We start from the raw sequence: 12,051 nt of genomic DNA on the forward strand, positions 1-12,051 counted from the left end.
CGGCCCTAGCAACTTCAAAAAAAAGACATGTGAACCGCCCTGTGGTCAACTGTGGTTTATCAACACTCTGTTGTACAAATCACCAACACATCACAACTATTAAAATGATTTACGATTGGTTCCAATCTCCCTTCTAGGCTTTGGTCTTTTGATGAATGGGGCTTTTGATAAAAAAAGACAAGACCACATTAATCACTGCTAGCACTAAACTAATGGTAAACACCATGGAAGATCCCGCTGCCGCTGCCTGTGGCAATTCATGAGCTTTCCCCGCTGAGTAACTACTCTCTTTTGCTGAAAAAATCGATACCAATACCGCAATCCCGATAGCTCCGGAAACTTGTTGAAGCGTTTGAGTCAGTGCAATTCCATCTGGATAGTATTGTCTCGGAAGCGAATTGAGCGTATTCGTTTGGACAGAAGCAAGCACTGCTCCGATTCCTACCATCATGACAATATGCGTGACCACAATCATCCATAAAGCCGTGTCTGCCCCAAATTGTGAATAAAATACATAACCTATCGCGACTAAAATGGTCCCAGGTGTAATGACTGCTTTCGGACCATATTTATCAAATAAGCGGCCAATCGTTGGTGCTAATATACAATTAAGCAAGCTGCCCGGCAGCAGGATAAGGCCCGTTGTAAAAGCAGCAATAAGGAGCGCCATTTGCATATACATCGGTAGATAACAAGCATGGATAACATATTAAAGAACGTAATGAATGTCATCAAGACACCAAGAACGAATAGAGGGTATTTAAATGCTAGTAGGTTCAGCATCGGCGTCTCCATTTTCGTCTGACGGATGGCAAAAAGAATCAGGGCAGCAAATCCAATGATGATCGACCCAAGGACAGTTGTACTCGTCCAGCCAGCATCACCAGAAACACTGAATCCATAGACGACCCCACCGAATCCAATCGTCGAAAGAACAACCGAAACGGGATCAATGGAAACCTTACGGACCTCATTAACATTTGGTAAATAAAAGATCCCGAACATAAGAGAGAACAATAAAAACGGTAAGGTAACCCAGAAAATCCAATGCCAGGATAATGTATCTAAAATAAGCCCGGCAATGGTTGGACCTAAGGCCGGACCAGCCAACATAACTAAGCCCATAACCCCCATCGCTCCGCCTCGTTTATTGGGAGGGAAAATGGTGAAAATAACATTCTGCGTTAACGGTAGAGCAATTGCTAACCCAGCTGCCTGGATCACACGTGCCGCCAATAACAGGCTAAATACCGGTGCAACTGCTGCTAAAATGGTCCCGATCAGGGATAGTGAGATTGACGTCATAAACATTTGACGGGTGGTAAATGTTTGCATAGAAATGCCGGTAACCGGCACTAAAATACCTAATGTTAAGAAATATCCTGTCGCTAACCAGCCGATTGTCGTTGCATTTACACGAAATATTTGGCTTAGGTCTCCTAAGGCAATATTTAAGGCTGTTTCACTAAAAAGTCCGACAAAGCCTGCCACAAAAAGAGCAGCCATGATCGGGCCTGTTTTGATTTGTTTGCTCACCATTGCATCCGAATGGATACTTTGAGCTGTATTCATTGGTTGACTCACTTATTATTACCCCTTCATGTAAAATTTCGTTTACCCCTTTGTTTACCTATCCGTAGTACACCCCCTGTTACTACCAGCCTGCTAACTATATCAGAAATTTTTTCATAATGTCAATCTAGTTGACAAAATATTTTTTCGTGTTATTATCAACTAAGTTGACAGTCATATATTGGGGAGTGCAACAAAATCACCAATTAGAAAAACCCCGCTTCGTTCATTTATTTGAACAAAGCGAGGGGTTTTTGGCTTCCATCGGTTTTTAAATTTCCCAATCTAATTTTAATAGGTCTTTCAGCATAGTTACTTGCTCCACACCTATTTTTTCTGCAATTTTATTTTCAAGCTGGGCTTTAAGGGCGGCGTTTTTTTCGTAACATTCTTCACCTAAAGCGGTTAACTGGATACACTTTTCTTTTTTGTTGTTTTCAACATTTTTGATTTCGACTAATCCTTTTTCCGAAAGCTTTTGAATAAACTTATGGATAGCCTGACGTGAAATTTCTACATTTTTTGTCACATACGAAATGCTCGGTTGTTTTTTATAAATCCTAGCCATGATATACCATTCAGAATTGGAAATATAAATCTCACTTTGGTCGTTCCATGCTTTCTCCGCGATTTTCCGGACCAAACTATGACGTTCACTTAGTAGGTCGATCAGGTCTAAATGTTGTAATTCAGAGTTCGAAATCAAACGATTCACTCCAATCATCATCTTCGCCACCTACTATACAAAAACCCATTTGGAATGTCAATTTGGTTTACTATGAATCGCTTAATTAACTTCAATATTTATTATTGTTCAAAGAAATCAGTTGATACCCAGTGTTTTAGAAAAATGAAGAGAAAATCCTTGTGAAGATTTTTAGAAATTATTTGCATTTCTATTTAGGCACAAAATGGGGAAATTATTAATGCACCAATGAAAAGGAGGGTACTAATGGTCAAAATAAAACTTATGCTAATAGGCTTTCTTTTACTCCCATTCCTATTCAGTGCTCCCTCTGCTCAAGCAGCTCCGTCTGAAAATGAAATAAACAAATATATAGCCGATATAGGATGGACGAAACAAGAATTTCTGGAGTATATTGATTACTACGAAATTCCTTTAGATGAATATACAATGGCAGGCCTAAAAGAACTCCTGGGTCCGCCCATTAACTCGAAAAATTATCAGGATTTACTAATCAAATATGGTCTAACTGAAAAAGAACTAAATGACTTAATGGACCATTTTGGAGACTCGGTAAAAGAATATAAGTTTATCAACGATTTGGATTCAACAGTTGAATTTTATATTAGTGCCGATAAAAGTATGGCGGAAGTAGAAAAAGCATTATCGGATACGGGCATAACAGAAGAAGAAGCAGAGAGATTTTTCAACTATTTAGCGGAAGTGGAAGAAAAAAATAAAGACCAACTAGACCAAATGACAACAAACGATACACTGTGGGAACATTTAATGACTGTAGAAGATCCTTCCCAACTAAGCGATGAAGACCTTGATGAGATGGTTCGTTTATTAGAGCAAACTATTGCCCTGTATGAAGTTAAAGTGAACTTTAAAGCTGACGGTAAGGCTGTAACTTTAAAGGATTTACTAAAAATGAAAGAACCTCCAGGCACTTTATATGGCAGTATCTATAGTACTTCAGGGGAACTGCTCATCGATTTTAACATCCCTAGAGAGTATTTTGAATCGATGGAAGCTATTGTAGATGGGGAAGACATGATTCATTTAGGTGAGATTTCAGATGATTATGTAGACCATATGCATGAAGAGAAATATGAAGATGCTCGAAAGGGTTTAAAATAATTATTTTAGAATGAACATAAAGCCTTTCTCATTTAAAGCGGGAACGGCTTTATGTTTATTTTTTACTATTTGCATGCTTTAAGAACAGTGCAAATAGGCATCTTTTGTAACGCACTTACAATTTTTTTTAAATCTGCAATATAAGCCTTTTTCTCTGACATAAGTAAAAGAAGTGACCCTCTACATCTGGTTTAAAATAATCGATCGGTCACATAGAACCTCTCTATGTTACTGTACTACTCCTTTTCCCCGCTTCACGGTCACGTAAGCCCCAATAACTCAACGACTCCAATGGTGATTTCGCATCTCTTAGCCTATTTCAATTAGCCCAAGGATAAATATAATAATAGAGAGCAAGACTTCGATGATAGGAGAGTGGGTTCGTTTTATGTCAATTGGAAAAGTGATTTATTATCATCGCAGGAAGCAGAATAAGACGCAGGAACAGCTCTGCCATGGCATTTGCTCGGTGACGCACTTAAGTAAAATTGAAAACAATGCCAAAGACGCCAATCCGAAAACCCTGCAAATGTTATGTGACCGGTTGCAGATTTCACTAGAAGATGAGAGCAAAAAGAGCCAGAAATTGAGGCAGAAGCTGGATTTATTTTACGAGACGATGGAAAGGCACCACCAAGAGAAGGCAACCATTCTATATAAAGAATTACTGCAAGAAAAAGAATACATCCAATGTACAGACATGATTTATTTATATGAGTTGTATAGGCTGCGTTACTTTCTCCTATTAAATGATTTTGCAGCCTTTGAAAAGTCTTCGACAGGCATTCATCGCTATGTGTCAAAATTTTCTCCCTTTGAAGAGTATGTATGGAATCTTCTTCAGGGCATTTATTATGGAAAAGTGGAACAATTTCCGCAGGCTTTCCTCTATCTATCTCGTATTGAAGAAAAGGCAGAGCAATATGAAACAAAGATTACGGAATACTATTATTTTCGGGCCGCCTTGCACGGACATTTATGCCACTATTCTTTATCGATCCATTACGCGTATAAAGCCTTGCGAGTGTTTCAAAATACCAACAACTTTTTGCGGATTGTTTATGTCAAAATGATTCTCGCCGTGAATTTCATCAATATCGGTGAATTTGAAAAAGGCAAAGAAATACTGGAGCAAATTTTGAATGATGCCGACATCCTGCCAGATAAAGAAACAAAAGAGCTTTCCTTACATAATCTTGGTTTTTTGCATTACCGACAAGGAAAAATCAAAGAATCACTAGACTACTACTTTCAAGCGCTTCATCACAAAGAGAAAAACTCAGCTTCTTACTATATTACCATTTCCTCTCTGGCAGAGGCGTTGATTGCGGATGGTCAAAACGAAAAAGCGATGGAAATTTTAAAGGGGGCATTAGAATCGATTCAAGATCAAAAATCCCCACGTTATATTGAGTTAAAAATTCTCTATTTGGAGGCAGCTGGTTCCCAAAAAGCGCTGATTACCTATTTAATTAACCAGGGACTGTCCATTATTGAAAATCATTTGTCCACAAATCGTGGAAGTAAATATCTCCAGCTCATTGCTTCTTATTATGAAGAAAAACAGGATTACGCCTCGGCCAATCATTATCTTCATATTGCCAACCAGCACCTGAAGAATCAACTATTCCATATTGGGTCACCCGTTGAATTAAAAAATGCAAATGTACGATAGATTTACACGACAATTGCCTCGCCGCAATTGTCTTTTTTTGTCGAGTTGCTCAAATTGTCCCAAGTTGAGGGCTTCATTTTGCTAGAATTCACACCCCTTTCCTTTAAAAATAACATCGACATTCCACTCCCATCCCCCTCTAAAAATCAGAATTTTCCCGATAAACAGTCTAGTAAATCCGCTCTATACTTTTTAACTAGAAAGACCATTTCATTAAGGAGGAGCGTCAATTCTAGTAAACAAAAAAATTTTCAAGAAGAGGAGAATGTGAAAAATGAGGAAGCCAACCTTTAAGAAATACTTTGCAGCGATGATGACCACAGCACTGATAGCGGTTCCAACAATTCAGGCGTTTGCCGATGACACGACCAAGAGTTCCTTACCTGCAACAACTGCGGATGTACAGGCCTTGAATGTGTTAGCAAATAAGGACAAACATGTGATTACGCTGATTACTGGCGATGTGGTCACGGTGACAAATCTAGCAGATGGAAAAAGTGTCATTAGTGTGGAACCGGCTGATCCTGCACAAAGTGGAGCACGGATCTTGACCCTTGCCAAGGATACATATGTAATCCCAGATCAGGCGATGCCCTATTTAGCTTCCGGCTTTTTAGATAAAGATTTATTTAACGTCACATCCCTTATTTCGGACGGGTATGATGATGCCAGCCAAAACACATTGCCTGTCATCGTTCAATATGCACCATCGAAAACGAAGTCATCTACCTCTAAACCTGCTCCGAAAGGTTCTAAGAAAACGCATGAATTGGAGAGCATTCACGGAGCAGCACTTTCTGCTAATAAAAAGGAAGCAAAGAAGTTCTGGCAAGATATTACGAAGAATACTCAGCCGTCTAAAACTTCAAAGGCGGTGCTGGCCCCAGGCATTGAGAAAATCTGGCTCGATGGCAAAGTGGAAGCCACACTCGCACAAAGTGTTCCACAAATTGGGGCACCTGCAGCCTGGAATGCGGGGTACGATGGCAAAGGCGTTAAGGTCGCTGTCCTTGACACCGGTATCGATTCAGAGCATCCCGATGTAGCAGGTCAGTTAGAAGAAGCCGTGAGTTTCGTTCCTGGTGAAGATCCGCTCGACCATCATGCACACGGTACCCACGTTGCTTCTACTGTTCTTGGAACAGGAGCAGCTTCCGGAGGTCTCAACAAAGGGGTCGCACCAGGAGCCAGCCTTCTCGTAGGGAAAGTGCTTAATAATGATGGCTTCGGTCAGGACTCTTGGATTATCGATGGAATGGAATGGGCTGCACACAAAGCCAAAATTGTCAGCATGAGTTTGGGAAGCAGTGAGTCAAGTGATGGCACAGACCCGATGGCTCAAGCTGTCAATAACCTAAGTGCAGAAACAGATTCCCTGTTTGTTATTGCGGCTGGGAACACGGGTGCTGAAGGCATCGGCTCACCAGGTGCGGCAGATTCTGCCCTCACAGTCGGTGCGGTTGATAAATCTGATCAACTTGCTTCGTTCTCCTCTAAGGGACCGCGTTTTGGCAGTTCAGGATTAAAGCCTGATCTTACCGCCCCTGGTGTAGGGATTAAAGCGGCACGCTCCCAATATGCTTCACAAGGCAGCGGCGATTATTTGACGATGGATGGTACATCAATGGCCACACCGCATGTGGCCGGTGCAGCAGCGATTCTCTCCCAGCGTCATCCTGATTGGACTGGAGCTGAATTGAAAGATGCTCTAATGAGTACAACCAAGAAACTCGACGATATTAAACCATTTGAGGGTGGAACTGGACGCCTTGACGTGGCGGCAGCCGCATTGGGTACAGTTCGTGCAACAGGATCATTGGATTTTGGCTTCTTTGATTGGCCGCATGAAGGGGATGTCCCTGTCCAGAAGACGATTACGTATACGAATGATGGCGATCAGGAAGTAACTCTGGACCTGTCAGCAGACTTTACAGATGGCAGTGGTTCAGATACCCCTGCTGGATTGCTAAAGCTTTCAACAGATAAAGTGACCGTTCCAGCTCATGGGAATACGAAAGTAACTGTAACCGTTGACCCGCAGTTTGGCGCTCTTGGTGCTCGTTATCAAGGACAGATCTCTGCTAATGTTGAGGGCAAAACCGTAGCGCATACCGCGTTAGGGATGATTAAAGAAGAGGAAAAATATCCTCTCACCATCAAAGCAATTGACCGCGACGGGTCCCCCGCCCTTGCTTACATTAACGTCCTTGGTCCGGATGGTGATCCGCAGTTTATAGCTGTCGACGGAACAAAGGAATTACGACTGGTGCCTGACACCTATTCCGTGATGTCCTTGATGGATGTCGATGCTGATACGGATCACTCCGGAGTAGCATTGGTCGGTGACCCTGAAGTTAAGCTGGATGGACCTAAAACCGTGGAGCTTGATGCCCGGAAAGCAAATGAAATCACAGCGAAAGTGCCAAATGAAAATGAACCGATTTTCCGTAAAATGGAGTACTTCCGTACGATTAATGGGAACCCAGTCAATGACCTTTACCTCCTGCCTGTTTGGATCGATAAAATGTACGCTGTTCCAACCAAAGCAGTAAAAGATGGGGATTTCACAATGAACACACGCTGGCGCCTTACAGAGCCAGTATTGAAGATAAACTTCCGCGGCCAAGTATTGGATGATATCCCACAGGCAGGAAGCACACTCTTTAAAGGACATGAAGTGTTAGATGCCGTTTACGCAGGAAAAGGAACATCTGAAGAGTACAAGGGTCTGGATGTGAAGGGCAAAGCAGTAATTGTGGAACGCAGTAACGACGTATCAGGTGCGCAACGTGCCACAGCAGCGACTGCGGCAGGTGCGAAGCTGTTAATTACCGTAAACGATGGACCTAAAGAATTGAGTGAATGGTCCGGAACGGAAAATTATGAAGATGTTCCAATCGCAGTTGCAGCAATTAGCGGAACAGAAGGTGCAGAGTTGATTAAGGCTGCTCGTTCTGGAAATGCGAAACTAAACGTTAACGGAAATCCTGATAGTGACTACGTGTATGATTTGATCGACAATCACGATCATGCCATTCCAAAAGATGTAACCTATGCACCTAAGCCTAAGGATCTTGTAAAAATTAATACCCAGTATAAATCAGACCGTGAAGCACCAGGCGGGGAGTTCCGCTGGGATATCCCGGCATATCGCCCAAATGGAGTAGGCTACCAAATGAAGCTATCGCTTCCATCGGTACGAACCGAATGGGTATCGGCTCAGGAAGGTACATCCTGGTACCATCAGGCAAGCGTGCTTGATGCAGAATGGGAAGTACGTCAGCCAGTGGCAAAATACAAAACTGGTCAGAATTTAGAGGAAGAATGGTTTGCTCCAGTGGTTCGGCCGCGCTTAGGTGCAGGTTTCTGGGTACCATATCGTACAAATAACAGCTTTACATTCAACATCCCTGCATTTGCTGATTCTGGCTTAGGACACACGGGAGCAGACACAGAGTACCCGGGACCACAAACACTTAAGTTTTATCAGGGTGATACGCTTGTGAAGGAAGCAAAAGGACAGGCGCTATACTCCTTTATACAGCACCCGGCTGAAAAAACTCAGTACCGATTAGTGAGTGATGTTTCCCGCGATCCGGAACGTTGGAATACTTCCGTTCGTACCCATACCGAGTGGACATTCTGGTCTAAGCAGCAAGAAGAATGGAAGACAGAATTACCTCTGCTTTCACTAGACTATAAGGTCGATACTGACATGAACGGGGATTCGAAGGCTGGCCGCACCATTCAACTCGGCTTGAATGCAGTTCAGGTCCCTGGTGCACCAGAGAACGGCAAAGTGGATGGTGCTACTCTAGAAGTTTCTTATGATGAAGGCCAAACTTGGAAAAAGGTAGATTTGGTTCGCGATGCTAATGGCTGGACAGCCCAAGTTACACATCCAAAAACACCTGGAAGCTTTGTCTCCCTCCGCTCCAGCGCCTGGGATGATGCAGGTAACACCATCAGTCAGGAAATTATTAAGGCTTATGGGTTAAAGTAATATATTTAAAAGGCGTCCTATGAATTTTGATTAGGATGCCTTTTTATTTGAAGATTTGATTTGTAAGGATTCTTTGTACGAAGTGTAGTAGGAAATAGTCGAAATATGCGGGATTATTTCGCAGGAAATATTCTATATTTCCTCATAATTAGAGGGGTTCAGTTGAAATCCGTCCTATTTCGCCAAATATTTTCAAAAATACACAAATTATTCTAATTTCATCATAATAACCACTTGCATTTGAATATTTTCTTTGATTATATTATTGTGGGAATATTTCTCTTTGACAAAATTTTTAAACATTTCATATTTCTAGCATAGGTGGGTAACAACGATGGTATTTGACGGCATCATCTTTTCACTTATAGTAGGTTTCCTCCGAAAAGGGAATTTAAGAGCACTCGGGCAGTTGAAGCTGAAAGGGGGATGGATCTTTCCTCTTTTATTGGTTGTTGAATTAGCGGTTTTTATGCTGCAAAACGATAGCAAATTACTAGGACAGTTCAGTGGATCTATCTATATAGTAGTTTATGTACTAGGACTGCTATTTTTATTGATGAACCGCAAAAACCCGGGATTTATACTTATTTTACTTGGTGTATTTCTCAATTTTTTAGTCATGGTAACGAATGGCGGAAGAATGCCAGTATCAGTACATGCAGCATCTATTTTAGAACCCGGTTACCTCGATATCCTTAAAGAACAATTATATGCGAAACATACATCACTAACAGAATCTACAAAATTAGGCTTTTTAGGCGATATTATTCCAATCACCGATCCATATCCTAGAACCCAAATCATTAGTATCGGTGATGTGGTTATGAACATCGGTGCCTTCCTCTTTATTCAATACTTAATGCTAAGACATCCAGCCGCAAAGAAAAAACAAGAGGTTTCACTCCCCCTAAAAGGAGGTGAAATCAAATGAGACAACAAAAGCGTGAAGGCATCAAATTAACTAGTGTTATTACAAATGCAATTATTCTTGCTTCAATGATTATTGCTTTAACATCTGGAATGAAACTAATATAATAAGAAGAATGGAGGAGTAAAATATTCATACTTCTCCATTCTAATATATTTAGATATGAGTGATTAAAGTGAACAGAATCAAGCAACCTGCGAATCTCTATTTGGTAATCGTTTCATTACTTGGAAGTTTGGGATTTTTACTGCAAAAGCCCTATGAATTCCACGATACATCAAAATTGATTATTTCCCTTACTTTAGTGGGAGCGATATTACTCCTAAATCATTACACAATCCCCATACCGCCTGATGGTAATTCCATTTCGATGGACTCTGCTATTTATCTAGCCAGTATTTATTTATATGGCTTAAAATTTACTTTGGTTGTTCTACTAATTAATTCTGTTATCTATGCAGTTTATAAACGAAAGATTGCCTGGTGGAAGCATCTATTCAATTTTTCTATCTATAGTTTTATGATGACTTTTTCCTATTATCTCTTTGATTTTACCCATGGAAGTATTGGTAACATTAATACAGGGAACTTATTTCCGTACATTCTTTCACTCAGTTCTTATTTTATTCTTAACACCATTTTAATCAGTTTATATTTCCTGCTCCAACAAAAGGAAAGTGCGCTTAATTTAATGAGTGGGATTGTGAAGGATAAGACCTTTCTAGTAAGCTATCTTAGTACATTGTTACTCTCACTTGTCCTAGGAATTCTTATCCAGTCAAGTCCCATCTTGGGTCTAGTTATGTTTGTGTGTATTGCGATCCTATTATCCGTCGCATTTAATCAACATTTTCAATTGTTCCAGGAAACCCTTGATAAAGCCAACAAAGATACATTAACCGGCCTTAACAACCACGGGTACTTTAAAGAAATTTTGGAAAAAGAAGTAACTGCTTCGAAGGAAAATGATCAGCCATTGTGTGTGGTCATCATGGATATAGATGATTTTAAAAAATATAACGATCTATACGGTCATATTCAAGGGGATCATCTGCTCCAAGAATTTGGTACCCTTTTGAAATCCAGTTCCGACGCGGCACACTATATCGTTGCCCGATACGGCGGTGAAGAGTTTTCGATTATCATGCCAAATACCAATCGAAAGACTGCATATTCGTTCATGAATGAATTGCGGAAGAAAGTAAATGACACCTACTATAAAGGGGTGGAAGGTCTTCCCTACGGCTGCTTGTCCTTTTCATCGGGGATTGCAGAATGTGAAAAAGAAACCTACAGCATTTCTGAACTTCTCAACAAAGCAGACCAAGCTATGTATGCAGCGAAAAACCAAGGAAAAAATCTAGTCCAAATTTACAATGGACATTCAGAATATTCCGTACAACGCTCTCTTTCGCTTGAAAAAGAGCTAGAGGAAGCAGAATATCAATTAAAAATCTTTCTTTCCAAGGATGTTTATACCTATCGCCATAGCAAGCGCGTCTACCAATATGCGGTCGACTTCTCACGAGTACTGAATCTAAGCGTGGATGAACGCAAAACACTGATTCTCGGAGCGCTTATCCATGACATTGGAAAAATTGAAATTCCGCGTGAAATATTAAATAAAAAAGGCAGTCTCGACTCTCAAGAATGGGAAACCATGAAAAAACACGTTACCTATGGAAAAGATATCATTTCAACCAATAAAAAATTAGAAGATTTGATTCCACTCGTTGAACTCCATCACGAACGTTTTGATGGAAACGGCTACCCATATGGGCTAATCGGAAAATCGATCCCAAAACTAGCAAGAATTCTCTGCGTGATCGATTCCTTTGATGCCATGACAACAGAGCGGCCCTATCAAAAAACAAAAACCTTTCAAGAAGCAATCGCCGAGTTGCGCCGCTGCTCTGGCAAACAGTTTGACCCCCAATTTATCGAACCATTCATTGCAATGATTACGGAATTCGATAACTCATGGGATGAACAGCAGAAAGAGGTTGCCGCAAGTATCGAGAATTAAGAAATGGACCTAAGCCAGG

6 protein-coding genes and 1 pseudogene are annotated in these 12,051 nt (G+C 40.9%); 5 read left to right on the plus strand and 2 right to left on the minus strand.

What is annotated here, in order from left to right; genetic code table 11:
• Positions 1 to 133: 133 nt before the first annotated feature.
• Positions 134 to 1,572 (minus strand): annotated as a pseudogene (locus tag AC4QJR_RS25680) (DHA2 family efflux MFS transporter permease subunit).
• Between the two features lie 271 nt (positions 1,573 to 1,843).
• Positions 1,844 to 2,296 (minus strand): MarR family winged helix-turn-helix transcriptional regulator, encoded by a 453-nt coding sequence (locus AC4QJR_RS25685; protein ID WP_496526747.1) that lies wholly within the window; start codon positions 2,294 to 2,296, stop codon positions 1,844 to 1,846.
• A gap of 228 nt (positions 2,297 to 2,524) precedes the next feature.
• Here AC4QJR_RS25685 and AC4QJR_RS25690 point away from each other — a divergent pair, with 228 nt between their 5' ends.
• The 5 genes from AC4QJR_RS25690 to AC4QJR_RS25710 all read left to right on the plus strand — a co-directional run bounded on the left by AC4QJR_RS25690 (position 2,525) and on the right by AC4QJR_RS25710 (position 12,032).
• On the plus strand, positions 2,525 to 3,400 hold the full coding sequence (locus AC4QJR_RS25690) for a processed acidic surface protein (protein ID WP_496524655.1): 876 nt from the start codon (positions 2,525 to 2,527) through the stop codon (positions 3,398 to 3,400).
• Between the two features lie 388 nt (positions 3,401 to 3,788).
• On the plus strand, positions 3,789 to 5,075 hold the full coding sequence (locus tag AC4QJR_RS25695) for a helix-turn-helix domain-containing protein (protein ID WP_496524656.1): 1,287 nt from the start codon (positions 3,789 to 3,791) through the stop codon (positions 5,073 to 5,075).
• A gap of 274 nt (positions 5,076 to 5,349) precedes the next feature.
• Positions 5,350 to 9,078, plus strand: coding sequence for a S8 family serine peptidase (locus AC4QJR_RS25700; RefSeq protein WP_496524657.1), 3,729 nt, complete (start codon positions 5,350 to 5,352; stop codon positions 9,076 to 9,078).
• A gap of 334 nt (positions 9,079 to 9,412) precedes the next feature.
• Positions 9,413 to 10,009 (plus strand): DUF5317 domain-containing protein, encoded by a 597-nt coding sequence (locus AC4QJR_RS25705; protein WP_496524658.1) that lies wholly within the window; start codon positions 9,413 to 9,415, stop codon positions 10,007 to 10,009.
• A gap of 172 nt (positions 10,010 to 10,181) precedes the next feature.
• On the plus strand, positions 10,182 to 12,032 hold the full coding sequence (locus AC4QJR_RS25710) for a bifunctional diguanylate cyclase/phosphohydrolase (protein ID WP_496524659.1): 1,851 nt from the start codon (positions 10,182 to 10,184) through the stop codon (positions 12,030 to 12,032).
• Positions 12,033 to 12,051: the final 19 nt, after the last annotated feature.

This window comes from Neobacillus sp. BP17 (assembly GCF_059579525.1).

Excerpts from the sequence above, each read along its gene's own strand:
- AC4QJR_RS25685 (WP_496526747.1), bottom strand. The coding sequence starts at position 2,296 with ATGATTGGAGTGAATCGTTTGATTTCGAACTCTGAATTACAACATTTA.
- AC4QJR_RS25690 (WP_496524655.1), top strand. The coding sequence starts at position 2,525 with ATGGTCAAAATAAAACTTATGCTAATAGGCTTTCTTTTACTCCCATTC.
- AC4QJR_RS25695 (WP_496524656.1), top strand. The coding sequence starts at position 3,789 with ATGTCAATTGGAAAAGTGATTTATTATCATCGCAGGAAGCAGAATAAG.
- AC4QJR_RS25700 (WP_496524657.1), top strand. The coding sequence starts at position 5,350 with ATGAGGAAGCCAACCTTTAAGAAATACTTTGCAGCGATGATGACCACA.
- AC4QJR_RS25705 (WP_496524658.1), top strand. The coding sequence starts at position 9,413 with ATGGTATTTGACGGCATCATCTTTTCACTTATAGTAGGTTTCCTCCGA.